27 protein-coding genes are annotated in these 26,097 nt (G+C 36.4%); 21 read left to right on the top strand and 6 right to left on the bottom strand.

The window, feature by feature from the left end; genetic code table 11:
• Positions 1-10: 10 nt before the first annotated feature.
• The 11 genes from M3205_RS04560 to M3205_RS04510 all read left to right on the top strand — a co-directional run bounded on the left by M3205_RS04560 (position 11) and on the right by M3205_RS04510 (position 11,263).
• Positions 11-1,168, top strand: a complete 1,158-nt coding sequence (locus M3205_RS04560) for a P-loop NTPase family protein (protein WP_251168846.1) — start codon at positions 11-13, stop codon at positions 1,166-1,168.
• Positions 1,169-1,181: 13 nt separating this feature from the next.
• Positions 1,182-2,708, top strand: a complete 1,527-nt coding sequence (locus M3205_RS04555; protein WP_251168845.1) for an ATPase, T2SS/T4P/T4SS family — start codon at positions 1,182-1,184, stop codon at positions 2,706-2,708.
• Between the two features lie 88 nt (positions 2,709-2,796).
• Positions 2,797-3,684, top strand: coding sequence for a hypothetical protein (locus M3205_RS04550; protein WP_251168844.1), 888 nt, complete (start codon positions 2,797-2,799; stop codon positions 3,682-3,684).
• Positions 3,685-3,713: 29 nt separating this feature from the next.
• A complete protein-coding gene (locus M3205_RS04545) occupies positions 3,714-4,616 on the top strand; it encodes a hypothetical protein (RefSeq protein ID WP_251168843.1) in 903 nt (300 codons plus the stop codon).
• A 26-nt stretch (positions 4,617-4,642) separates the two neighbouring features.
• Entirely contained in the window at positions 4,643-4,786 is a 144-nt protein-coding gene (locus M3205_RS04540; RefSeq protein WP_251168842.1) for a hypothetical protein, read from the top strand.
• Between the two features lie 11 nt (positions 4,787-4,797).
• Positions 4,798-4,950: a hypothetical protein gene (locus tag M3205_RS04535; protein ID WP_166672553.1), complete on the top strand. Its 153-nt coding sequence runs from the start codon at positions 4,798-4,800 to the stop codon at positions 4,948-4,950.
• 27 nt (positions 4,951-4,977) lie between these two features.
• Positions 4,978-5,157, top strand: coding sequence for a hypothetical protein (locus tag M3205_RS04530; protein WP_113885160.1), 180 nt, complete (start codon positions 4,978-4,980; stop codon positions 5,155-5,157).
• A gap of 61 nt (positions 5,158-5,218) precedes the next feature.
• Positions 5,219-5,596 (top strand): hypothetical protein, encoded by a 378-nt coding sequence (locus tag M3205_RS04525; protein WP_251168841.1) that lies wholly within the window; start codon positions 5,219-5,221, stop codon positions 5,594-5,596.
• A gap of 11 nt (positions 5,597-5,607) precedes the next feature.
• The gene (locus M3205_RS04520) at positions 5,608-6,105 is read left to right on the top strand and encodes a peptidase M23 (protein ID WP_251168840.1); all 498 of its coding nucleotides are present in this window, start codon (positions 5,608-5,610) and stop codon (positions 6,103-6,105) included.
• Between the two features lie 356 nt (positions 6,106-6,461).
• Positions 6,462-7,499, top strand: a complete 1,038-nt coding sequence (locus tag M3205_RS04515; RefSeq protein ID WP_251168839.1) for a hypothetical protein — start codon at positions 6,462-6,464, stop codon at positions 7,497-7,499.
• 2 nt (positions 7,500-7,501) lie between these two features.
• Positions 7,502-11,263, top strand: a complete 3,762-nt coding sequence (locus M3205_RS04510; RefSeq protein ID WP_251168838.1) for an Ig-like domain-containing protein — start codon at positions 7,502-7,504, stop codon at positions 11,261-11,263.
• A gap of 51 nt (positions 11,264-11,314) precedes the next feature.
• Here the strand turns inward: M3205_RS04510 and M3205_RS04505 are convergent, their stop codons facing one another.
• Together M3205_RS04505 and M3205_RS04500 are read right to left on the bottom strand one after the other, a co-directional pair.
• Positions 11,315-11,506 (bottom strand): hypothetical protein, encoded by a 192-nt coding sequence (locus tag M3205_RS04505; protein WP_159868141.1) that lies wholly within the window; start codon positions 11,504-11,506, stop codon positions 11,315-11,317.
• Positions 11,507-11,518: 12 nt separating this feature from the next.
• Complete coding sequence (locus M3205_RS04500; protein WP_009336083.1) at positions 11,519-12,787, bottom strand: helix-turn-helix transcriptional regulator; 1,269 nt, start codon at positions 12,785-12,787, stop codon at positions 11,519-11,521.
• Between the two features lie 687 nt (positions 12,788-13,474).
• On the opposite strand from M3205_RS04500, the gene M3205_RS04495 reads away from it, so the two are divergent.
• The 8 genes from M3205_RS04495 to M3205_RS04460 all read left to right on the top strand — a co-directional run bounded on the left by M3205_RS04495 (position 13,475) and on the right by M3205_RS04460 (position 20,111).
• A complete protein-coding gene (locus tag M3205_RS04495) occupies positions 13,475-13,801 on the top strand; it encodes a hypothetical protein (protein ID WP_113885545.1) in 327 nt (108 codons plus the stop codon).
• Positions 13,802-14,095: 294 nt separating this feature from the next.
• Complete coding sequence (locus M3205_RS04490) at positions 14,096-14,626, top strand: hypothetical protein (RefSeq protein WP_159868138.1); 531 nt, start codon at positions 14,096-14,098, stop codon at positions 14,624-14,626.
• Complete coding sequence (locus M3205_RS04485; protein WP_159868135.1) at positions 14,626-15,042, top strand: hypothetical protein; 417 nt, start codon at positions 14,626-14,628, stop codon at positions 15,040-15,042. Before M3205_RS04490 ends, M3205_RS04485 begins: the two co-directional genes overlap by 1 nt.
• An 18-nt stretch (positions 15,043-15,060) precedes the next feature.
• The gene (locus M3205_RS04480) at positions 15,061-15,441 is read left to right on the top strand and encodes a hypothetical protein (RefSeq protein WP_159868132.1); all 381 of its coding nucleotides are present in this window, start codon (positions 15,061-15,063) and stop codon (positions 15,439-15,441) included.
• Positions 15,442-16,483: 1,042 nt separating this feature from the next.
• The gene (locus M3205_RS04475) at positions 16,484-16,639 is read left to right on the top strand and encodes a YvrJ family protein (RefSeq protein WP_113885506.1); all 156 of its coding nucleotides are present in this window, start codon (positions 16,484-16,486) and stop codon (positions 16,637-16,639) included.
• Positions 16,640-16,789: 150 nt separating this feature from the next.
• Complete coding sequence (locus tag M3205_RS04470) at positions 16,790-17,398, top strand: sigma-70 family RNA polymerase sigma factor (protein ID WP_251168837.1); 609 nt, start codon at positions 16,790-16,792, stop codon at positions 17,396-17,398.
• Complete coding sequence (locus M3205_RS04465; RefSeq protein WP_159868126.1) at positions 17,395-17,646, top strand: helix-turn-helix domain-containing protein; 252 nt, start codon at positions 17,395-17,397, stop codon at positions 17,644-17,646. Before M3205_RS04470 ends, M3205_RS04465 begins: the two co-directional genes overlap by 4 nt.
• 161 nt (positions 17,647-17,807) lie before the next feature.
• On the top strand, positions 17,808-20,111 hold the full coding sequence (locus M3205_RS04460) for a glycoside hydrolase domain-containing protein (protein ID WP_251168836.1): 2,304 nt from the start codon (positions 17,808-17,810) through the stop codon (positions 20,109-20,111).
• 190 nt (positions 20,112-20,301) lie between these two features.
• On the opposite strand, the gene M3205_RS04455 is transcribed toward M3205_RS04460, so the two are convergent.
• The 4 genes from M3205_RS04455 to M3205_RS04440 form a co-directional block, all read right to left on the bottom strand.
• Complete coding sequence (locus M3205_RS04455; RefSeq protein WP_251168835.1) at positions 20,302-20,751, bottom strand: DUF4871 domain-containing protein; 450 nt, start codon at positions 20,749-20,751, stop codon at positions 20,302-20,304.
• Positions 20,752-20,867: 116 nt separating this feature from the next.
• Complete coding sequence (locus M3205_RS04450) at positions 20,868-22,820, bottom strand: insertion element protein (protein ID WP_251168834.1); 1,953 nt, start codon at positions 22,818-22,820, stop codon at positions 20,868-20,870.
• Positions 22,813-23,064, bottom strand: a complete 252-nt coding sequence (locus M3205_RS04445) for a hypothetical protein (protein ID WP_251168833.1) — start codon at positions 23,062-23,064, stop codon at positions 22,813-22,815. The genes M3205_RS04450 and M3205_RS04445 overlap by 8 nt, the downstream gene beginning before the upstream one ends.
• 294 nt (positions 23,065-23,358) lie before the next feature.
• On the bottom strand, positions 23,359-23,898 hold the full coding sequence (locus M3205_RS04440) for a hypothetical protein (RefSeq protein ID WP_159868120.1): 540 nt from the start codon (positions 23,896-23,898) through the stop codon (positions 23,359-23,361).
• 192 nt (positions 23,899-24,090) lie between these two features.
• Between M3205_RS04440 and M3205_RS04435 the strand changes: the two genes are divergently transcribed.
• Together M3205_RS04435 and M3205_RS04430 are read left to right on the top strand one after the other, a co-directional pair.
• Complete coding sequence (locus tag M3205_RS04435) at positions 24,091-24,690, top strand: hypothetical protein (protein WP_159868117.1); 600 nt, start codon at positions 24,091-24,093, stop codon at positions 24,688-24,690.
• 485 nt (positions 24,691-25,175) lie between these two features.
• Positions 25,176-25,898, top strand: a complete 723-nt coding sequence (locus M3205_RS04430; RefSeq protein ID WP_159868114.1) for an endonuclease/exonuclease/phosphatase family protein — start codon at positions 25,176-25,178, stop codon at positions 25,896-25,898.
• Positions 25,899-26,097: the final 199 nt, after the last annotated feature.

The raw sequence follows: 26,097 nt of genomic DNA, 5'->3' as shown, positions 1-26,097 counted from the left end.
GTATTATCCCATGAATCTATTAGTGATATCAAAAAACTCTATCTATAAAGAACGGTTTGAAAAACATGAGGAAATCACCACAGTACTTATTATGGACGAAGCAACAAAAACAAATGTTGAAATCAATGCCATTTTATTAGATGGTGAGAGTTTTGATTTAGATAGTTTACAACAAGTTAGAGATCTTTTTCCGGAGAGTTTAGTCTTTTATAAACCACTTGGAGTAAACAGCGATATTATCATGCGAAATATTACCCGCTTATGTGCTGCCTATAAGGTCAAGGTCTTAAGCGAATATTCAACAGTGGATCAAGTTGTAGATGAAATTATTAATCAGATTACAAACAAAGATGATTACCTTTCAAAAAGACTTGTCAGTTTTTTCGGTACCCATAGCGGGGCGGGTGTTTCAACTACTACCCTAAATCTTGCCCGGTCACTCTCGAATAAGATAGAAGAGAAAGTCCTGGTCCTAAGTTTAAACAGCTGGGATCCATCTGATTATTTTTATCACTATAACGGACATTATTTAAATGACTTAAAAGTTGACCTGAAGACCCAAAACTTAACACCAGCAAGGCTTTCAGAAGCGGTTTCACATCAAAATGGGTTTTATCACCTTGCAGGAAACCGGGATATTAAGATGCAACGGTTTTACCAACCAAATGAAATTGAACATCTTATTAAAGTCGCTCAGCAACTATTCGATGTGATTTTAATCGATGCCGGTACTCATTTTGATACCGCTCCAACGGTTCAATCCTATATATCTAGCAATTTACGCTTTTTGGTAACAAATCAAGAAGAAAAAGGTTATAGAGGTTACTTCCCTTACGTTTTCCAACAACTTATTGAGCCTACAGGTGGTGCGTCAGACGACTTTATGTTGATTATTAATCGTTTTCAACCGGCCAACACGCTAATTAATGAAAAGGCATTAGAAGAAGAGCTCGGAATGACCAAGGTAGCCACACTGCCTGATATGGGGGACCTAGGAGCGATGGCCGCATATCAAAAGAGGCTCCTATATGATGTATCGGATTCTTATTATACAAAAAACTTAGACCTGCTATCGAATTTAATTATTTCTGAATGTAGGCTAACCGAAAAAGAGCAGCTTATAGAAGAACGGAATGAGAAAAAGAGATTCTTTTCTTTCTTGAAATAGGAGGTGGTTATCGTTGAAGCAAATTGAAATGGAATTGGGAGTCGAAAAAGAATTTAGTTCTTCTGATTGGTTGGCAGAGACCGTTCAAAAAAAAGGGTTAAAAGTGAATTACATTACAACCTTTGCGAGAAAGAGGTCCTTTAAGGATATCTACCAAAAGGTCCGGGAGCAACTTAATGACATTATTGTAGATGGATCCGTTTCAGAATCTAACAGAGAAAAAGGAAAAGACCTCGATGAAGTACACTACAATGAAAATATTTGGTTGGAACGGCAGCATAAAGCAGTAATTGGTGATGCACAAGCCATGTCTTACTTTATTACGAAGATCAATGAAGTTTTACAAACCGAGAATATCACCACTAATGAGTATCCTCGCTTTTATGATTCCCTTGCTGAAGCTATCTTTCATGAAGTATGGGGAGTCAGTATCCTTCACAAATGGGACAAGCTTCCGAATAGTGAAGCGGCCGTCATACGTGGAAAAGAACTTTGGCTTGATATTGATGGTCAATTTAAAAAACAAATAGAGGAATTTGAAGATGTAGAGGCTGTTGAACGAATAAAAAGGGCTTTTACTATGAGGGTCAAAGATGCGGTTATTAATGAACAAACACCGGAACTTGAAATAGAAAGAGAAGACGGAAGCCGTATCACTATGATTCAAAAACCAAGAGGGAAAGAAAATTACATCATGTTCCGCCGCTTTGTTGTAAAAAATATGAGTCTTGAGGAACAAGCTAATTTAGGAACTATTCTTGAAGATGATATTCCCTTGTTTCGTGCATTATCCAGGGTAATGGCAAACACAATCTTTGCCGGCCGTGTCCGGTCCGCTAAATCGACTTTTATGAAATCTATGTTGAGAGAACGGGATTCCAGCTATGTTGCTGCTGTAATGGAGAAGCACTTTGAGTTGGATTTATCCAAGCAATTTAAAGACCGGCTTATCTTTGAAATTCAAGCCAAAGAAGGCGATCTCCACCATGCTGTCCCAAGACTGCTAAGAATGGAGCACGACTATATCATTGTTGGAGAAATACGAAGTCTTGAAACTGAAGGCTATCTCCAAGCTTGTGAACGTGGGGAAAGGGGAGCATTTTCGACCTATCACCTTACATCTGTAGAAAATGTGGCACCGCAGATTACCCGACATATTTTAGATGAGTTTCCGAATCGGAACTTTGCAAATGAATTGGAACGTGTAGCGCGTAATATTGACATTATTGTAACCATGAGCGCGGATCGAGATAGGAGAAGAAAGCGAGTTATTGGAGTCACCGAAATCATTTGGGATGAAGATAAAAGGGCTCACCGGACACAAGATTTAGTTCGATATAGTCCTGTAACAGATAAATATTACTACTCTTCTAATATCACAAAAGATTTATTGACTCTTATGGCAGCTGAAAGTCTAGAAGATACAAAAATTCTCATTAAGCATTTAAAAGATAAAGAAAGAAAATCACCAATGAAGGATTACTTAAAAATAAAGGATCAAATTATAGATACTCTTTTGGGAGAGAATCTAGATGGATAGCATCTTACACTGGATATGGCAAATTGGCGTAAATTACTTTCTATATGCAATTCTTCTCTGCCTGTCATTATGGACTGCTAAAACAATTATGCAGTCATCAATAAAAACGAAGGTAAATGAGTGGAATTACAAATATAGGATCCGGAAGGTTAAAACAAAAGCTGTTTTGTCTAGAACTCACGAATATAAAAATCCCCTTTTAAAACATCTTAACCTATTAATAAAAACAACTAGTGAAGAAAGGAATGAAAACAGTGTAGAAATTTTCCTTATTCTTTCAACACTATTAGGGGTTTTATCAGGAGTTTTTATCCTATTCGTTTTTGGAGATATTTTTGTATCAGTGATGTTTGGCTTTCTATTACTTTTAATCCCTTATTTATTCTTAAGGTTAAAACTTAATAAAATACGGTATCTCATGAGTTTGGAATTTCTGAACATTGTACAAAAACTTACTCAAAATTACAATGCAATGCATAACGATATGTATCATGCTTTATCTGAAACTCAAAAAGATATTAGGAGTCCAGAATTAAGGAAAGTAATCGTTAAGTTAATTTCTGATCTTCAGGTCTCAAGAAATGAGTATGAATTGCGTGAAAGTGTTCAGGTATTTACTTATACAGCAGGGACAAACTGGTCCAAACGCTTAGGAAGTATTATTTTAAAGGCTTACCTATATAACGAAAAGGTTCTTAATGCCTTAATGGTATTAACAAAGCAGATGGAAGAAACAGAAGAAATGTTAGAAGAAGAAAAATCTCAAACAATGGATTCTGTTTACAACGGATATTTAACCATTCCGGTTTTTATTGGTTCGCTTATCCTTGGGTACTATTCTTCTGGTGCCCAGGATTGGTGGAAACTGCAGTTTGGTAGCCAATGGACAATCCTACTATTTTCAGTTTGTTTATTAGGAGTTGTTTTCTCCATTATTATTTCGGCATTCCTGAAAAGGCCGAAAAATGACTTATAAGGAGAGGAGTGTTACCCCTGGCTGAGACAATGTTCTTTAAATATCTTCCGTATGTAATGTATACACTCTCTTTTCTTTTATCATGTTTAGCCGGTGTATTGGTTTATACAGGATTAAGTTCACAAGCAGAAAGAGTACAAACCCGAATCCGTTTCAGAAATAGCTTAATAAAGAATAAAGAGAAGCTTGTTTATAGTTCAAAAGAAACTAAAGTAGAGGAATGGCTTAAGCTTGCTCAGTATCCTTTAGGTATTAATGGTTTGAAATACTATCTTGTTACTTTTGGACTCATCCTTTTCCTAACTACATACTACGTAATTCTCCCGATTCTCATTAATGGGGGAGCGCAAAAATTAACAATGGTAGCAGCTGTTATCATCTTATTACTTGCTCTCCTGGCTGCACCAAGCAACCCATATTCTTTGTTTGTTTATTTGATGAAGAGAGTTATCGAATACCACCAAGCAAAAAAGCACGCGGAAGTTTTTATGTTATATGACTTACTAATTAACGAGATTGAAATGATGAACATCAGCAGGATCAATACCTATAATATCTTGCGAAATATTAAACCCTACTTCGTTGTTTTGGACAAACCACTCACAAAACTTCTTACTTCCTGGAGTAACGATGAAGGACCAAAAGCAGCGTTAGAGCAGTTTGAAAAAGAGCTTAATTCAAAAGAGTCCCAGGCGTTAATAGGTGTTATTAAAAATTTAGATGACTTAGACAGAAAAACCGCTTTGGGACATTTACGAGGAATGCATAATATGTTTGTTCGTTCGCAAATTGAAAACTATCGAAGAAAGAGAAAAATTACTACTGATCTATTAGGAATTCCCATTAAAATAACTCATTTTCTGATAATCCTTAATTTCCTTGTAGTAATCGTAACAATGGTATCAGTTATTTTGAAATCTTCCCGAATGTAATATCCTAAAAATCCTTTAAGGAGGTGATGTCGATAAATAATTCTCTAAGCACATTTATGAAAATTGCCATCACTGCAGTAGTGATAAGCGCTTTTATTTTCGGAGCCATGTTTACTGATATGAGCATCCTTTCAGACTCCATTGCTGATTACATAACAAATAGTGGATAGGGAGAAAAGGCATGAATAAATCATTAGCCACTTTTATGTTAATGGCAGCTATCGTAATTCTTATCACAGGACTTCTCTTTGGAGTTGCCTATGATTCTTTGAAGCAAAAAAATGAGTATCACGAAGAAATGCTGAAAACTGAGCACCAAATAAAATTTAAATAAATTAGTTATTATTGGAGGAATTTAAACATGAATCAAACTTTATCCACCTTCTTAAAAATTGCAGTAACGGTAGTATCTATCAGCGCTTTCCTATTCTTTATCGGCTATAACATGATTGGATCCGAAACAACCAATTATTCAAACGATATTACTGGAGCAAATAGCAATCTCCCAAGCGGAGCTGGTAATACAACTAATACTCCTTAACATCAAAAATTATGGGCAGGGGGAGATTAACCTCCCTCTTGTCCAAATGGAGGTTATGAAATTGTCCAAAACATTAGGAGAATGGATGACACTTTTTATTGTCATTAATATTATGTTTGCTCCAATCCTGGCTTACTTGGATAGCCTGCATAGAGAGGCAGTAGAAGTAGTTCTCACTGAAGGTGCAAAGAAAGCCTCGATAGAAGGCCGCTTCACTCCTGCTATTATTGACGAAATGAAAGATACTTTAGTAGATAGGTATAACTTTGATGAATCAAAAATAAAGGTAACAGCCACACAATCTTTAACACCCCGTAACCAATATATAGAAGCAAGTATCGAAGCCCCAAGAAGTTTTATTTTTATCCTAGATATTTTTAATCAAGGTCCAAGTACTTTTAAAAAGGAAACGAAAATCTTAAGTGAATATATTAATTAGGAGTTATTTGTATGGCCACTACACTTAGAACCATTCTATTTATTCTCTTATTCGCATTTATAACTCAAATCCAATTTAATCTCGATGCTGACAAAACAGCTACAAGGCAACTTAAAAACGCCCTAGAGTTAGCTGTTCATGATGCTGCCTTAGCTGTCAATCCTGAGCAGCTGGGAAATGGGAGAATTGTTTTTGATCAGGATAAGGCCATATACAATCTTAAATCCAGCTTGGAAAAAAATTTAGATATTAAAAGTGGTTCCGGATTTGTTTATACACCAAATGAAAGTTCTTTTTATAAGAATGATATATTTCTTTTGCATCTTGAATTTATAGATGATAGTTATCCAAGGACCTATCCTTTTACATACGTTAATGACCAATTCAAGATTATGGAGACTGTTGATGGTCCTAGTGTCATAGCAGTTATTAGTACTGAAAGCCCCCGCTGGTTTGTCGGAGATTCGAGCTTTATAAGGCAGGCAGCGGTTTATGAATATAAAAAATAAATAATGGCTCTTATTTAATTGACCCATAATACCCATATGTATTATGATTAAATTAATATATGGCTAACGGGAAAAACCCGAATGAATGATTGAACTTATTCAATCGTTTGTTCGGGTTTTTTTGTATTCATATCAAATCAATGTTTGAAAAGTCTTCCAAAATTTAATATAATAGTCTCAAATGTTAGCTTTTACTATTTTATTGCATCTCCTACTTTGGAGTTAGCGGATTCACAAAAAGAGCGGTTCTTTGGGACTTAAGAGTTACGAGGATAATAGTATTTATTTACTATTGCCTAAAAACCTCTACCAAAGAGCCGTTTTTGTTTTGTGAAAAAAATATAGGGGGAAGACACATGTTGAGACAAAAGAATGCAACTAAAATTGAGGAAAAATCTCGAGGAAGAAGGGGAAGACGAATGAGAAAATTTATGAAGGCAACGTTAGCAACACTATTAGCTGCAAATATAGGAGGGATCTTTCAAAGTAATTCCGTAGAAGCAAGTTCAAAGGCTAGTTGCAGTATGACAATTCAATCGGATATTCATACAGAAAACAACTGGGCAAATGCAACCGGTCCCTGCAATGGGTTGGTTAACGGCTTTTATTCTGCAAGCGCTAATAACTTTCACGTTGTTGGCCACGTTACTACTGAAGTAACAAGAAGCGGCCAAAAGTTCACAATATCTATCTTCGAGGAGCCTTTTCAAGCGGAACTAACTGTAACAACTATCTTGAAGGCGAAACCGAAACCAGAGCCTAAGCCCGAGCCTAAACCAGAGCCTAAACCAGAACCAAAGCCACAGCCTAAGCCTGAGCCAAAACCACAACCAAAGCCAGAACCGAAACCTCAGCCTAAACCTGAGCCTAAGCCACAGCCTAAGCCAGAGTCAAAACCGACAACGAAGCCGGTGTCTAAACCTACAGAAACTCAAAGTCAAACAAATAAGACATCAACTTCATCTAATAGCGGTGGAAGCAGTAAAAACACTTCAACAAATACCGCAACAACAACAAAGGCAAAAGGCAATGAGGAAAATTCTAAATCAGTCACTGAAAATCAAGTAAAAGAGGTGGCGAATGCCTCAACCAAACCTTCTGGAGATAAAGAAAACTCCAATGATGAAGAAGCAAAAGAAAAAGTTGATAGCAAATCTGAAGATGAAAAGTCATCTGAAGATTCTATAAATCAAGATGAGGATAACGGTGGTGATGGAGAAGAAAAATCACTTCAAACAGAAGAAAAAATTAATAGTCAATCTGCTTTAAAAGATGTTTCCAGTGATAGCAACACAAATTCTAGTAATAATAAAATTTGGGTTGGCTTTTCCTTATTAATCTTAATGGCGATTGGAGGAGTTGTTTGGTTTTTCAAATTTAGAAAGGTGAGATAGATTTGAATCGTATCAAATTCAAATTAATAGCATTTCTATTCTTTTTTCTTGTAGGGGGAAGTATTTTCTTCTTCCCCTCTGCAAGTTCCGCTGAATATTCTCCATTTGATGTTCCAAGTACAGTAAGAAGTGGGTGGAATAAAACGCCTGGTGGGAAACATTACAAAGAGAACACCGGGAGAATGCTCATTTACGATGTATATTACAACAAATATATATCTGGCGGACAACGTATCGTTAACAAGAATTTTAACGGCACGGGAACACAACCTTATTTAGAATTTAGAGGCTGGTCAGTAATTTTTGGACATAAACGGCATTTAAGTTCTAATAACGAAACCTACATCGCAGCTCAAAAAGTTGCTGGTAGTGGAGCCGGGGCAATAAAAATATTTAAAGCACAGCAACGAGGATTATACGCTACCGAAGATCTTGAGTACAATAACCAAGGATCTGGTATCTATAACGAATGTTCCGCTTCAACAACGAATACTCCAAACTATGATTGTAATATGCGTTATGAAAGTGTAGGATTTGATGCTTATTTACCTCTTAATGAATTATTCCCTGACGACAGTAAAGATGCTGTTTGGTCCCTCTATCTAATAAAAAAGGTAGACTCTCATATTGTCTATACACCTCTAATAGTTCCTTTTGATTTTTCAAATAGAGATTTTAAATATGGGAGCATTTCTTTATCTAGCGGACAAAACACCAATAAACTGACGATGAATACCGATGAAGTTTTAAGGCGTTCCAAACCACGTGAAGCAGCTGCAAGTGTACGGGATGAGTTAGGGTCTGATCGTTACTTTACAAACAATACGACTTATACTCGTGTTGATTCGGAGGAATCTCAAACAGCTGTATGGTATGGAGTAAGGAGCCCTAAAGATAGCAATAAAACCAAATGGGCTGCCACTTCTTATTGGCGCTTTTCAGGAGATCAGGCCAGAATATCATATATTACTGAAAACGACCCACCTGAACATATTGCCGATAGTATCACTAATCATCGTTATCGAGATGGCAGTAATCATTGGGTTCAACCTAATGATACGGTGACTGTAATGCTCCGCCAATACGATAAAGAATCAGGAAATAAAAATCAGTTCTTAAGAATGCTTGGAAGTGGGGTTGAGGTTCGAGCACGACATGATTTCTTTGATGCCACTAACCATAACTACCATTGGGTCAAAAGTAATCATTTAGTAATTGAAGCAGCAAAAAGGACTGAAAATACCAAGTATGGAAAAGTCGAATGGAGTGTCACTCCTAAAACACATGGCCATACATATGACGTCCAGTACCATTACACTGATAATGTGGGAAATGCTGTAGGATATGATACTGGCTCAGGAAATACCGGTCTTAAATTAAGTGTTGATGGCGTCGCTCCGACTAATATAACAAACAGTCTTACAGGGGCAAGATATATTAACGGAAATGATTACTGGGTAAGAGAAAATGAATCAGTAACCATTACATTAAGACAAAGGGACCCTCATTCCGGAAACAAATACCAATATCTTAGATTATTAGGAAGTGGGGTTGAGGTTAGATCTCGCCATGATTTCGCCGCTGCTTCAGATTATAACAACCATTGGATTAAAAGTAACCACCTTGTTATCGATGAAGCTAATAGGACCGAAAATACTGATTATGGTACTGTGAAATGGAATGTTACCCCAAAAACACATGGACATAATTACGATATCCAATATCACTATTTTGATAATGTAAACAATGGTAGAGGATACGATACCGGTGAAGGAGACACAGGTATGAATTTACGTGTTGATAGCGTTTCTCCTTCTCATATATCCCATAGCTTAACCGGTGCCAAATACGTTAACAATAATGTTTATTGGGTAAACTCTGATGATAAAGTCACAGTACAATTGATGCAACATGACGGTGATTCTGGAAATAAGCGACAATATTTACGTTTGGCAGGCAACAATATCGATGTGCGTTCCAGCCACTATTTTAGTGAAAGTACTAATCACCAGGACTCGTTCTTTAAAAGTTCACACGCAGTTATTGAAGCGGCTAACAGACAAGAACAAACAGCTTATGGAAAAGTGAATTGGACAGTGGTACCCAAAACACACGGCCACCTTTATGATATACAATATTATTATCAAGATAACGTCGACAATATTAGCAATGTTGTAATCGATGAATCGGCTAAAGGTTATCAATCTACAAATATGAAACTTGGCGTTGATGATGCAGGACCAGTTATTCAATACCGAAATAATGAAGATACAGCTGATTTTTCTAGTAGAGATTGGAGCAAGGAGAGCATTAAGGTTCGACTCAAATTTAACGATGCTCATTCTGGTTATAAAAGATCCCGATATGTCTGGACACAATCCTCTAGTACTCCAACTGAATCGCAGTGGTCTTCCTGGTCAACCAACTCAAATTATGTAGTAACGAAATCAGGAAAAGGGCAATGGTACCTTCATGTACAATCTGAAGATAATGTTGGTAACGTGTCCACTACGTATAAAGGTGCTTATAAGTTCAATAACCCTCCAGTAGCTGGGTTTAATACAGATAAAACAACCTATTATCGTGATGGAACCATTAAGGTTACTTCGACTGCCACTGACCCGGATGGAGACCCACTGACTTACCATTATGTGCTTGTAAAAGCAGATGGCACTAAGGTAACCAGTACTTCCGTTAATCCTTCTTTTACTGGATTGGATAAGCCTGGTACCTTTACTATTACTCAAACCGTAAAGGATCCTGAAGGGGCAACAGATAGCATTACAAAATCGGTAGAAGTCGTGAATAGACCGCCTACTGCAGGATTCAATACCGATAAAGCAAAATATTTTAACAATGAATCAATTAAAATTACATCTACTGCTTCTGATATTGATGGTGATAAATTAACATACGTTTATGAGTTAACGAAGCCTGATGGCAGTAAAGTTACTTCATCCGCTGCTAATCCTACGTTTAATGGTTTGCAATTAATTGGTGTTTATACCATAGTACAAACTGTTAAAGATACCTATAACGCTACAGACACCATCACTAAAACAATCGAAGTGGTTAACAGACCTTCAACAATTACGTTGACGTATGACCCAACTGATCCTTATGAAGGAGATACAATTAATGTTTGCGTAAGGGTTCATGATGCAGATGGTCATAAAATGGATGTGAAAATCTATGTTACAGAAGAGGGGACATTTGAAAAGACAGTACTTACTAAAACAAAAGTAGTCTCCGATACCAAACATTGCTACAGCTTTGTTTCCAAACATAAGAAATATACATTCCGGGCAACCTCCGATGACGGATATGATGAGACTGAGGTTACAACCTGGGTGAATGTAAAACCTCTAACCCTAAAAGGTTACGTCAAACACACCCCAGATTGGCAAAATAAACACCAGTCATTAGGTCACAAAGATAATCAGTTCTATAGCGGAGAAAAATTCTTGTTAGAAGCTGATGTTTCACCATACCCAATCGAATATGTTAAAAGTACACTAAAGGCAACACAGGCCAATTCTGTATCAATTAACAGAACAGTCAGCCTGGGAAAAACTACCTCAATTCTTTATAAAGGAGAGTTGTATGACCCTGCTTTTATAGAATACCCAACAAATATAAAGCCAGGGCCGGCTATCTTTGAATTTGAAGTAAAGTATACAAACGGGGTTATCAAAAAAGATAGTGTACCAATAGAAATTCTTGCAGATTCTTATAAAGCGTTTAAGCTTCATAGAAAGTATTAATCAATAAAGAAACTCCACAGCTACCAAATGTAGCAATGGAGTTTTTTCTTTTTATACATAATTTTTCTTTTCAAGTTTAGGCTTTGGTGTAACAATCAGAGGTGGGAGAATTTCATCGTCTTTAGCAGTTGTAATGTTCTCAGAATTATTTAGAATATCTATAGAGTAATTCGCTCCAGTTGAGCAGCCGCTCATTAGCAATCCGATAGTAATAGAAAAGGTTACAAGCAATTTTTTATTCATGGTGACACTCCTTTATTTGGTTAGGTTTGATTTATTAAGAAATTCTCTTGAATACGCAAAATATTTAGCAGCATTTTTATATTTTCCATTAGCATAATAGTGATCCCCCAGAAACAGACAGTAATTAGATAAGGAAAAATATTTTTTTTCCATTTCTAACGCGGGAACTACTTTAGAGAACAATAATTTCTGTAATTCTTCATATTTATCAAGCAATAATAGATTATAAAAGTTAAATTCTAAATAAAACTGATTTTTTAAGTCAGGGTGTTTAATCAACAATTCAAAGCCTTTTTGAACTAGCTGAAATGCCTCTTTATTGTTATTTCTTTTATGTAGTTCCTTAACTAAAGAAAGGATAGTTTGAACGTGAACATAAGGGGTCAATTGATCTTCCTTACTTAAAATTTCTTGAAAAAGATCAATTGCTTTATCTAGCTCTCCGATGACACCGTACAGAAAGCCTAAATTATGCTGGATTGTTAAGGAAATATCTTTGTAATGTATCTGGCCAGCTAAGTCTAAAGCGGTTTTATACTGAGAAATTGCTTCCTCCATATTATTATTCCTTCGATGAGTAATCCCTAATAAAACATGACAGTCCACACATCTCTTTAGAAGATAAAGCTCCTGGTAAATCTCTAGTGCTGATTGACAATATTTTAAACAAATAGCGGTTTTTTTCAATCTTGCGGCAGCGAGCGAGTAAGCATAGTATAGGTCAGCTATTTCTAAATTATTTAACGTAAACATCGTAACTAGGCTCACTGATTTTTCAAAGAAATATAATGACTTCTCTGCCTTTTGGGTGTGGTAGTAATAATAACCTAATGCTTTATAAAAGAAATATCTTAACTCAGATGGAAGCTGGGCTTCTTTTGAAAAAATTGATTGTATCAATTGGGGGAGTTCTTTAAACTGCTTTCTTTCCACAAAGTAGAAAATAGAAATAACTTCAAATCTCAAATTTAACGCTTCTGAAAAGTCCTTATTTAAAAGTTCCTTATAAACTTTCTCTGCATTTTGTATGTCCTTATTTAGCAGAAAGTTATAAAATTCTTGAATCTCTCTTTCTCCAAATTCATTGTTAAGAGTGCTATCCTCAATACCTAATTTCTTAATTAATAAATTTTTAATTTCTTCACTCGGGTAAATGACTCCGTTTTCTATCTTAGATAGATATGAAATCGAACAAATTCCCTTTGCTAGTTCATTTTGGTTTATTTTCTTTATTGTTCGTACATATTTAATCTGTTGGCCAAAGGTAAACTTCTCAAGCATTTCCTCCCCCCTTCCTATAACAAGTTATATGTATATTTTACTATCTTTAGTAATATATTGTAAGTTGTGTGTAGGGGAGTTTGTCGATGAACGGGTATGAAATTTACAGATAAAGCATCAATAAAAACAATATAGTTCAAGAAATTGAACTTTTATTAAAGAATTTCCTATTTTTTTAGTTGTTTTCCACTTTTATTGAATAACTAATTGAAATATCTAGGAAAATGCAGTAGGTATATTGATCGAGAACTGAAGTTTGATAAACAAATTAGAGGGTAAGTATCAGATATGCATAAAGTCCTAAAAAATTGTTGCAAGAAAATATTTACTCTAGAAAAGGATAAATGTATTATAAATTAGCCATTCTAGTTTAACATTTTATGCAATCACGAACTTGTGTTCGCTATTAAGAAAAGGAATTTTTTAGTATACTTTATTAAACAAAAGTATCTTAAATTTTATGGAACCTTATATTATTAGGGGGAATAATTAGCTTAAGATAAAGTAGAGTATCATCAGGTTTATCCTACTGATCATTTAAAAAACCAGATAAATCAATTGGAAAATAACCACTGATAGCAACTGATTTTAAATTTGTACTCTAATTTATTGTGAAAAAATACAATTAAACCTACATTCATCTTGTAAATTAAAACTAAGAAAATCTATAGTTAAAGGATGATAGAATTGAAACAAGAAGTCATTTTAAATGTACTATTTTATATAAAGAGAACAATTTTTAGAAATGAAGAAAATAATAACCTTATTGAACTCATTTATATAACAAAAGAGGAAAAAGAAATAAAGAACGGTATTTCTCTTACTACTCCTGAAATTTTGACATCTTATATTAATGAATTTAATGAACAAAATCTAACAGGGTTAAATTTGTCTTATGAGGAAGGGGTAGACCAACAAGTATACATTACAAAAGAAGAAGCTGAGTACTTACTGGAGATTTCTGCAGATGAACAAAAGTTTGTGGAAGCTTGTCATAACATTTTAAAAGCTTGAACTAGGATGGTGAGAAATGGTAAAATCAAACTATAGTTTTTATTGATTTTGTAATTTTATTGCAACCATATTTAGGTTAGCAGGTCCTTATATAAAACATATGCGTCCTTTGGGATGATCTAGAAAACACTATTTTTGTGTTTATTTTAGAACATTCTAAAGGGCGTTTTTTTGCGTTTTAGAGGGGGCCCATTAGAATCATTAAAACTATAAAGTAAAAACTTTATAGAAGGGTTGTGTTGTTAATGTTTAAAACAAAGGCTAATTTTTTCTGGCGAAATGGAGGAGATTGTTATGTTTAAGTTAACATGCTTTGCTCCGATTGAGCCTGAACAGTTAGGAAAAGCTTTAAAGAGTATCCACTTCAAACAGGTGAGAAATGGATTTGAATGGGCTATTGATGGTTCAACTTTTCGTATTGAGCCATTTGAAAACCAGCCTAGAACTTCGCTAAAAGGGTATCGAATTACATTTAATTGTGATTTATCTGGAGGGTTGTATTTATTTGATCTATCTTTAGGATGCCTCGGTGCATATGTAACAGGGATTGAATTTATACTTGAACATCCATCAATGTTCCATGCTAATTGGATGAAAGAGATGCGTAAAAGGCCATCATTTAAAATGATAGATGCGAGAGGGCTATTTTTCAAAGATGGAATTAACATTGTTCTAGTAAATGACTCAGTGACAATAAAAATTCATAGCAGAAAAAATAAAAAACTAATATTGGCGGATTGTATAAAACAGATTGATCTTATTCGGGAAGAACTGCAGCCGAATGATTTCAATCTGTTTTCGTTTCAAAGGGAGGATATCGCATAATGGTTGAGTTTTACACTAAAGATGCAACGCAGTTTATTGTTACTTCTGAAAAGATTTATCGAAATGGTGAAGTCGTAATTCAGGGCAATATTCATATTCATCATCTCATATTAAATGAGCCAGCGTGGATTGATGTTCAGCAAGGAGAAGATAAACCACCCATTTTTCTTAAACTTGATAAAGTATCTGCTGTATTACCTAGCCAGGAATTCTTTAACGGGGATAGGTGCCATCGGAATGCTTACCAGGTTTCCTTCTATGTTCATAAAACAGAGGGTTGGGTCATGGAAAAGGAAGTATTATCAGCTGTTAATGATATGCATGTACGCCAAATTTTAAAGGCTAAACATGGTAGAGACATTCGTTCAGTTTCTTCTGAGCTTTTATCTGATACTGAACTTTCAATTACTTATTAACCTGGAGGGGATTAAAAAATGGAGTCAATTATTTATAGAGTTTTACTAAGCGGCCATAAGTTTGCTAAGGATGTAATTGTGAACGAGGATAATTTGTGTAGCTTTCTTCATACAGTACGAAATTGTCCTTTAGTTGTAGTTATGGGACCTGAAAATACTATATCTCTACGCATAGAACATGGAAACATTATTGGAGATGAAAAGATCAAAAACCAACTGCAGGAGATTGAACATGCAGAACAAGCGGGAAACTGGAGACCTTTATCTCTGTATCAAATCTCTTACTATTGTATACTTCATGAAACCGTTTACTTATATGCAGAAAACCAGGAACAAGCCAAGAAAGATTTCTTAACTTGGTCAATTTTTGAACCAGAGGTCATTGTTTTAGTGGCTTAATCTTAGAACTCCATACTCCCTTTCTAGTGGGGAACTTATTCTCAGGTTCCCAATACTAGATTAGGGAACCTAATGAAGTGAAAGAAATGAGTAGAATACCAGCTGCAAGATTAATGGAAAAGTTCATTGAGGATGGACACTACCCAGAGTTTAAAAAAACTGAGGGGACGTATTCTGCCTCATCATTTCGATATCCATATACAAAATACGTTTTACCTTCGTCTTGGCGGTAATCCACCTTTAAAACATTATATGATTGTTTGATAATTTCAAAATTAAATTCCATCTAATCACCTCACCAATATATTTTCCCAAAAAATAGACAAAATCCATGATGAAATTAAATTGGCAGAGCAAAGAACTGAGAAGAGTTCCTTGGTTCTTTTTTACGTTCTTTAATTATACAGGGTTCAATTTGGCTTCTCTTTTGTTATTACCCAAGTACAAAATACCGATCATAAAAAAGTTTTGCCGAACGGTTGTGAAAAGGAACCGGCATGGCTCTTTATGATTACGTAACCAAAAAAATTAAGGAGTGTGGAACAAAATGGCATGTAAAGAAACGTATCCAGGTATCTGTTCAAGTGAAACAAGGGTGACCGTCTGCGGTTCATCTTACTCAGCAAGTGCTATCTCTGGCAGTGTCCGTGTGAATACCCCATGTACATTCAAATACACGATGACATTGCAACGATGGGATCATAATATCGGGCAGTGGTTTGATTCAGGATCACGCACCGGATACAGTAACGATGGGATCTCCCAAACATTCAATTTATCTAGGAACAATTTTGACTATCGCCTAAAAGTAGAGCCAAATGCGTCTGGGGCGCGCGTTTGCTATTCGCCAGTGTTTAGACACTAAACGCCTGCTATTCCCAGCTGTGTGACGACACGAGAATAAGAAAAGGAGCCTCTCATGTGATTTTTTGCCTGGGAGGTTTTTTATATAAAAAAATCGTGTTAAGGGTTGTAAAATCTAGTGCCGAACGTTCTTTATCTACTAGGTAGGAAAAAAATAAGCATAAAGAGAGGATTTTTTATGAGTACAATCGATATTCCTTTATGGACTACTATTCTGGGCAACTTTGGATTCCCTATTGTGATTACGATCTACCTCTTTTTGAGGTTTGAGAGGAAACTGGAAAAGTTAGAAGAAGTCATACTGAAATTAGCGGAGGTCATAAACAAAAATTAGGATAAATGAAATCGTCTGCGTAAATTCTCCAAAATTATACAAAATTTTGGTACAATTTAAGAGAGGTAAAGCTAGTCAAATAGGAAAGACCTATTTTTTTTGGTCATCAATACGAACGTACGTTCCAAAAAGGAAGGTGGGCGTTTGAAAATGCGCAATTTATCGACGGATTTGACAGGGTATTTGAAGGCGAACGAAGATCAATTGAAAAACTCTATCATTCATTCATTTTTGGCCATTCCGGAAAATATGGAGCTATTAAAACAGGTAATTGAAGGCCCAAACGATCATTTAATCCATCAATTAGATGAATCGTTTAAGGAATTTTACTTTCGGATCAGGTTTACTAGCTATCTATCTAAGACCATTCATTTTCACTCCATCAACTTTGATAAGAGGCATAGACAAAATACTGATAGGTTTAGATTGATCTTGGATAAACCTTTGAGCAGCGAAACAGAAACATCACTCCTCGATGTGCTGGCGACAACAGAGTTCAAGAACGAACTTAGTGAGATTGAGATGTCATTCGGGATCGAGGACCAGCTTACGAATTATTGGCTATACGAGGGGTATCGGCAATTGACGGAAAATCAGCGCCAAATTATAAGTTTGGCCTATCTTCATGGTTTGACCGACTCAGAGATAGACCATAAATTAAATCGATCCCAGCAGGCAGTTTCAAAAAGTCATGCGAGGGCTTTGAAGAAAATGAGAGATTTTCTCGAAACGGCAAGTAAGAGGGAGGAACATAGATGAGAGATAGTTTATATACGCTTGTAAAACGATCCAAGACGGATGTTCAATCAATGAATAGGGTTATCGAGATGTTTTCCCCGAAAATTCTATCTTCCCTGAACCAAACCAACCATCAGGATAGGGAAGATTTATCGCAAGAGATCAAAATGAAATTGTTACTTTGTATAAAAAATTTTGATGTGGAAAACACTCCAGGCTATTTTCAAATGATGGAGCAACTCAAAGAACGAGACGTTGCGCAGCGATGAATCATACATGAGATTTGGGGGACGGGAAAAAAATTGTGTAAACGGGTTGTATTTAACCATGTGAGTCTTTCTCTATTAAGTAGCTATTCATAGGAACGTGGGGAACGCTTCCCCGAAGTTCCTATGAGTAAGTACAAACTAAAACGAAGGAGTGTTTGGATATGGATTTAATGGTCTTAATGGTTCAAGAATGGGTCAACAGCACATATGGAGGACGAAACGGTTATGTGCCAGCTCCGGAAAACGGAAAAACAGGGTGGTCAACGGTATATGCCCTCACGCGTGCCCTGCAGATTGAATTGGGGATTGGAACCCCGGCCGACAATTTTGGACCTGGTACAAGTTCCGCTTATAAGGCTTGGGGTGAAATGGAATTTGGGAAAGTACCCGAAACGACGAAAGGGAAAAATATCGTTCAAATCCTACAAGGGGCTTGTTATTGCAAAGGTTATGATCCAGGCCGCTTCCATGGAATTTTTGATGAGAACTTAAAGAATGCCGTGATTCGACTGCAAACCGATGCGGGATTGCCCGTTCGTAACGGAAAAGTATATGATTACGTGTTTAAAGCGTTCCTGACCATGGATGCCTATGTTCTGACAATCGGCGGCGATCCTAGAATTCGGCAAATGCAGCAGGAATTGAATAACAAATATTATACAACATCCGGCGTGCAGCCATGTGACGGCCATTATCAAAGAGGAACGAATAGAGCGTTGATCTATGGCATTCAAACAGAAGAAGGGATTGAGCCAAGCCTTCAAACAGGCAGCGTGGGCCCGACGACCAGGGACCGATTGCCGACATTAAGTTTAGGTAGCAGTGGCAACTTTGTTAAGTTGCTCCAATATGCCCTCTATGTGAACGGGTTTGACCCTGGAGCCTTTAGCGGGATTTACGACAGTGCCGTCAGACAAGCCGTACTGAGTTTTCAAAGTTTTTGCATGTTGCCTGCTGATGGTGTCACTGGAAAGCAAACATGGCTTTCCGCTTTAGTGAGTACCGGGGATTCAACTAGAAAAGGGACGGCTTGTGATTGTGTAACCATGATTACCCCTGCGCGGGCTCAAGCACTGAAAGCGGCAGGGTATCAGACAGTGGGGCGTTACTTAACGAATGTGCCTAATTCCTCGTTGAATAAAAAAATTCAACCTGGTGAGCTGCAGAACATCTTCAACGCTGGATTGACTGTCTTCCCAATCTATCAGACAATCGGGAGTTATTTGGACTATTTCAGTCTTCAACAAGGTCGCATTGACGCTCAGGCGGCGTTGAATGCCGCCAGGGAGTATGGCTTCTTGAAGGGTACAACCATTTATTTTGCTGTGGATTTTGACGTCCTTGGTCACGAAATAACAGAGAATATCATTCCTTATTTTATTGGGGTGAACGAGAGAATGAGTAATCTTGGGGGTATTTATAAAATCGGGGTTTACGGGCCAAGAGCGGTTTGTATCCGAGTTTCTGCGCAAGGGTTGGCCACAACAAGTTTTGTGAGCGGCATGTCCACTGGATATAGTGGTAACCTTGGTTACCCTCTCCCTGGGAACTGGGCTTTTGACCAAATTTCCACTATTTCGATCGGTTCTGGTACTGGCCAAATCGAAATTGACAACAATATCAAGTCTGGCAGATACAATGGGGAAAGCAAAGTAGACCCTCAAGCTCAATACCCTGACAATCCAGACATGTCGAACCACGTATTCTTTGATTTAGTGGATAAAATCTATGATATTGCGTTTGATCACACGGGTGGGGATATTCCAGAGGCAAATATACTCGTATGCCAATATCTGAGAGGAAAGCGTTATTTTGGATCTCTTTGGAATATGGCAGCTGGTTTTTTGGATGACGAATTTATGGCTAAGGTAGATAGTCAATTATATAACCCAACCATTAATGAAATCTACGATCCAAAATTTAAGGTCGATATAGGTGTTTATCATTTAGCAGCCACCCTGAATAGTGTTTTACATCATGGAACGATCAATAAGGCCATTGTGGATTTTGCTGGTTGGGCCGGGGATTTGGTTGACGCTGCTGGGACATCTGCGGTTGCAGAGGGTTTCGACTCAGCTTATGACGCAGCATTACACCTAATTGGGCATCTCGATGAAACCAAGAGTAGGTTTTCAATGACCGATTTTATAGGGGATGTGGATGCGGTGAACATCGGAAATATGCTACTCAATATCCCACAACCAATAAATAGTTTATTGCGACATTACTATGAAGATAGATATAAAGTACGGTTCAGTCTGTTCTTTGAAAGCCGATTCTCGGGAGACCCTAATTTAGTGCAATCTCAAAGCACGTACGTACTGACATCGGATGAGGCGGGTATGTTGGAGATTCGAAGGCTTTTCATGTTTGCATTCGAAACTCCTGGTTATTCGATTGAGCAAGGAGAAGAAGTCGCCAGGGCCTTCAAGGACATCCTTGTTCGGCTATCAAACGAAGAATAGAGTTCTCGAATCAAAAAGGCTAACCACCATATGGCTAAGTAGTTCAGTTAATGTGGAGAAAATTAAAAATCACAGTGCTTTTCGCATTACAAAAAGTAATGTAATTAACAATATATTTAACAGTTGATTTTGCACATAAAAACGCTTGGATTTTCTCCAAGCGTTTTTCATCGTATAACCTCTGTTCTTATCATTCCTGAGTAATATCTACAATAATTTCATCGAAATATTCTCCATCAATATAAACCTTTAACTTCCATAGTCCCGATGAAGGAAATAATACTGCTGAACGAGAGTGTCCGTTTATGACATCACCACGAGGGGTTAATTGTTCATCTTTGAATGTTATTGGATTTATCGCTTCTTCTTCGCCTTGTTTAAAGGCTTTTACTTCCCATTCTTTGTATGATATATTTTCGGTTCCCCAAAAATGCCACATCCACTTTTGCCCATTTTCTGTAACAGTTTTAGAACCAATTATTCCAATACTACCTTCTTTTCCAAACATTTCGCCATACTCATTAGTAAAAGTTGGGCTATTATCTTCCCATTTTTCTTCTTTAATTGTTTCTTCCGATTTGCAAGCAGCCATTACTAAAACAATACTAAACACAATCAACATCAATAGTTTTTTTCTCAAAGAACTTCCCCCTTCATTTTCGTAAATCCATTTTAGTCATTCGTAATTTATATATTTATTTTAGCATAAAATTTCCATTTCCTTTCAAAAAATAAGTTCACTTAATATTAAGTGAACTACCTTAGATATATTATATCTTTCAAATCAAACACTTTATCTGTAATTCCTAACCTTTGAGCAGGAGTAAGTTCCTTACCATCGGCTGATTTATAGGTTTCGCAAAAGTTGTAGAATGTTCTTAGAATAGTTAAGGCATATTGAGCATACTTCGGATTAAAGTTAGCATAAATATAACTTTTCCCATCGCCTCTTGCAGTCATCAAAGGTCTTTCGAGGATAGATAATCTTCTCCGAATTTGTTGGATAAAACTATTTGTGGCATTATCATTCACATTCATTATAAGTTTCGCAATTTCTTTCGGTTCGAGAGAAGATAAATCAGTTGTGCAATCTACTCTATGAAAACCTTTATCTCTTGATGCTAATGGATGTGTTATTGGGTTTTTACCCCAATCATTGTAAGAGTGAGTTGATGTTTTGATTACGTTGTGAAACTGATGCGTTTCAAATACTTCTTTTAAATATGAATAGGCTAATTTACACAAGTTCTTCGTTTCGTATCCTCTATGAAATCCCCAATCCAATAAATCTGATTTTGCATCATCAAACTCTTCTAAACATTGTTTTCTGCTTTTGTTCTTATCAAGTAAACAAAGGAAGTGGTGTGCATCAGACATTCTTACTTCTTTTGAGAACACTCTAAAAAATGCAGTCATTATGGAAGCATCATTATCGCTAATCATTCTCCATTCATTAGACTTTACCATTTGTTTAATCAGCCAATAGTGTGCCATAGTCGTGTAAGTGGGATTAACGTGAAGCCCATCAACATACTGCATTCTCTTATGGAATTCATTTAATTCAGCTCGGTATTCGTGCGGCATTTGAGTGTCATTCTGGGTTGGTTCTTGTGGGTAATAGGAAAAGTCCAAGCGGTTATTCTTTTTGCTGAAATCGTTCAAATGGTCTTCTTTATAAACCGCAGTATCGTATTTTAAATCCTCAACCGACATTTCCCAATCATACGCCACATCTGACCTAAAAACGTATCGTGAGATTGTATCAGACGATACAACTACATAGGTCTGTACTTGGCTATCTTCTAAACCAGAATACTTTTGACCACCTTGACCTTTCTTACGAACATTATTTAGGTTGTAGTGCATTTTATCGGTATTTAGCCACATTTCTTTAAATGTCTTATTGGTCAGAGGAACAGTCTCATATTTTTCTAAGAACTCTAAGCAACAACGGTACAACCATTCTAATTTATGATAGTAAGTGCCGACACCGATTTCTAAAATATCGCAAGTTCGACTGATTGGCATTTTGTTTAATAGTAATTTAGCAAACATCGGAAGAATATCATTCTTCTTTTGACGATAGGTGGTGGACTGACGCTTGTTTGGAAGAATACTTGTTTTTTTCTTACACACTTTACATTGCCATCGTTGAGCATTATTCAGTGTTTTTCCTTGTTTATAGAATTCATCTGGTGTATCAAAAGGCGTTAGGTGTCCAACTACACAAATATCCTTATGGAAGGTATATTCTGGCTCAACATCTTTGGTCTGGTTAATACGAACAAGCCTCGAAATTTCTTCGGCAACTGACCAATTTGAAACAGTCATAGGACTACAATTCAACGTCATACCTATTGTCGGGTTAATAGGGTCAGGATTACATCGCAATTTCTTTTGACTGTTCTTTCCGCCACCCTCTAATTTATAACGAGAAGGCTTCCCTTTGACTGTATCAAACTTCACTTGTTCTTTGCCGCACCATTTACAGAAAGGGTTCGTGCAGAAGTTGTATTGGATTTTATGTGTATTTCCATTCCAAGTAAATTCAATGGGCAGAAACAACATATTATTATAGCGAAATGCAAATTGTTTATCGGATAATACTTTGTATTGTTCCTTTCTATCTTTTAATTCCTCGTCACTTACAGGATTATGAACGACAACGATGCCATCTTCTTTTGTTGCTAATCGTTGTAATTTAGCCAAGTTTTTGTCCCTCCATTGCATCCTCTAATCCCATTTTCCTCATCATTCTTTTATTGTTCCGAATGCCATCAACCCATTTAAGAAACTCTTCATCTTTGAGAAGGTTTTTTAAGAACATATCAACTACTTCGCTCTCACTGTATTCGCAGTATTCCGCATAATTCTTTACTATTTCTCGGACTTGTTCAGATATTAGCCAATCCACTTTATCAGCATTATTATTCTTAGGTTTGATGAATTGCACGATTTTCACTCCTTTTAAATAGGTAGTAGAATTAGCATAGTAAATAACACCTATTTTAGTATCATATTTTTTACGTTGACAATAGTTATTGTCACTCTGTTATTTAGTATGCGTTTTTGACTGCGATTTTATACCTATTTTCACCGAAAATACTAATATAACAACAAAGGTAAAAGACCAAATCACTATGCGATTTGGTCTTAAAATTGATATGCTATTTCTAATGTTTCTCCACAATAACTGAACTACTTACCATATGGCGGTTAGCCTTTCTTCTTTGAATTTGGCGTCGAGTTAATCGTTTTGGTATTGCAATTCAATCGTTTTAAACTGATGCTTATAATTAAAAGCATAATGGACGATTAATGTATTGGGTGACTCCCATTCCAATTCATAGGTCCCTTCCGAAAATGGTTTGTATTCCCGATCGACATCGAGCCTGGTCTTGGTCAAAGCGGTCATGAATAAGCCTGTATTGGAAATCTGGTAAAGTTTGACATACCCTTTTTCGATCACCACAAATTTTTCGCTTTGATCGGGTGAGGAGAACGTGGTGTATTTGGTTTCCATGAGCAGATTCGGTGCGCTAGTCACTAAGATGAAAAAGATCCCAACCCCTATCGCCAACCATTTCATCCCTTTATCCGTTAACATATATACAGCTGAAATGACGGCTGCAATAATGAGCAAGGCGCTTATGGTATGATGCCCGATGCCTTTGGATGGCGGCCCTAGTTGAAAGTAAATACCCTTTGTATCCATCACCAATTGTATGAGCAGAAGGAATAAGCTGACACCAAGGCCAATGATGGCCATCTTATTACGTTTGATCATTAGATTTAACCCTCCCTTACCTTTGAGAACCTATCGCACAAAGTATATCATAATTAAGATCAATACATTGCGAGAACTCTTGTAGATGGTTGGAAAGACGAATATAATGGATATGTGAAATATTAGAAGATTGCCATCATCCATTTTAGAAGAATGCGGGTCATGGTTTCTGTTAAAGGGAGGACTGTTTTATTGAAAATCATTAAAATCGGATTGGTCGGTATGTTGGCAGCCGGATTGTTGACGGCATGTAATGGAAATGACGCTAAATCGGTTACGAAAACGGACGATCAGCCAGCCGCGGTTGAAAATGATACGGTTGAATTTTCTCCGGAAGCAAAAGAATGGATTGCTGAAATGGCGGCGGAGTTCAATCGGGCACCGGAGGAAAGTTTTGATGAATTAAAGCAAGAAGATGTTGGATTTGTTTATTATACAAAAGCCAATGAACTCTATGAAAATATGCAGCACTATATTGATGACAAAAATGAAAGTTTCGATGAGGACTTTGCCAACTTGCGAATGCTTGCAGCTGGAATAAGCCATGATCAATTTGAACGGACCGCCCATATCGATGATACGGGGAAAGAAAAGGACAACCTTGAAAATGCTGAGGATTGGAAACCCGTACCGGCAAGCATGGAGACGGCGTATCAATACATGGGACAATTACTCAACGATTTGGACGTTGCCATCAATAAGGGCGGCAAAGGGAATTCTTTTGGAGTGTCACACTTAACGAATGGCGACAAGGTGAATGAACTGGAGTCGTTTATAAAACAGGACAGCTGATAAAAAACACCTTTCTTTGGAGAGGTGTTTTCTTTTCGCCGATTAGTCGAATCACTATTTATCTTTGAAAATTACAAAAAACCGGACAGAGTTTCTGTACCGGTTTTCGTACACCTGTATGACCATAGCGACCGACTGTATGCCTGGTATTCTCCTTCTGACTTAAATATGTGTTTGATGTTTTTTTGTGAGTCACTTGACCTGTAAATAGAGTTGAGCCACGCTGAAAACTTACTTCTCATTGGTTTCATAAACAAAGTGTACGTTAAAACCAGGCTGAGGTTGGATTATGTTATTGTCGAAAATGAGAATATCTATCAATATAGGCCTAAGTATCTACAAATTTCACGGTATATTTTAAATTGTGTTAATTAATAGGAAAAAGGAGGATATGAGTATAAGAAAAAACAAATGATTTCGGTGTTGGTTTTTGCAGTATCTCTGACAACCCTTAAATACTATAAAACTTATATAGGAGTATCTAGATGAAACTAATTGTTTGGAATGCTGCAATGCGTTTTAGAGATAAATTGGAACACTTAAAACCCTATCAAGCAGATATTTTAATTATTCCAGAATCCGAATCTCCGGAAAAATGGGGACAAACTAAACTCCAAGACGTTAATCAATTCCTTTGGTTTGGTGAGAAAGTTAATAAGGGGATTGGAATATTTACATTAAATGAACATTATAAAATTGAACTTCACCCTTTGTATAACAAGGATTTTCGCTATATTATTCCGTTGTTGGTAACTGGAAAACGGAATTTTATTCTCTTTGCGGTATGGTCACAAAATACAAAAGCAAAATTTGAAAGTTACATTGGTCAAATATATTTAGCCCTAAAATATTATGACACTTTGTTGAAGGAACCCTGTGTTATTGCTGGGGATTGGAATAGCAATAAGAACTTTGATCATATCAGGAGGGTTGGTACGCACACGGATGTTGTCAATCTATTGAAAAGTAAGGGTATAACTAGTACATACCATCATTTTTATAACGAAGAGCATGGTGATGAGTCACAGCCTACCCACTATTTTCGAAAAGAATATGCAAGACCATTTCATATCGATTATATTTTTACTTCTACACATATACTACCATCGCTAATTAAAATGGAAGTAGGGAAACATGAAAATTGGATTAAATTAAGTGATCATATGCCTTTATTTACGGATTTTAAGGTATCCGACAGCAATAAATAAATAAATAAATAAATATTGCCTATAAATCCAAATAATAGTAAAATAAATTTGTAACATTTTATTATTTTATTATTTTTAGCAACCAATCTTTGGTTAGCGGGCTATGTTTATTAAACGTATGCGTTCTTTGGAACGATTCTTTTACACATTTTTCTGTGTTTATTAGAGTCATTCTGGAGGACGCTTTTTTGCGTTTTAA

It is taken from the genome of Cytobacillus firmus (assembly GCF_023715565.1).
GTDB lineage: Bacteria > Bacillota > Bacilli > Bacillales > Cytobacillaceae > Cytobacillus > Cytobacillus firmus_C.
Note: the sequence above shows the minus strand (reverse complement) of the source record. Positions and strands in the feature narration are given on the sequence as shown.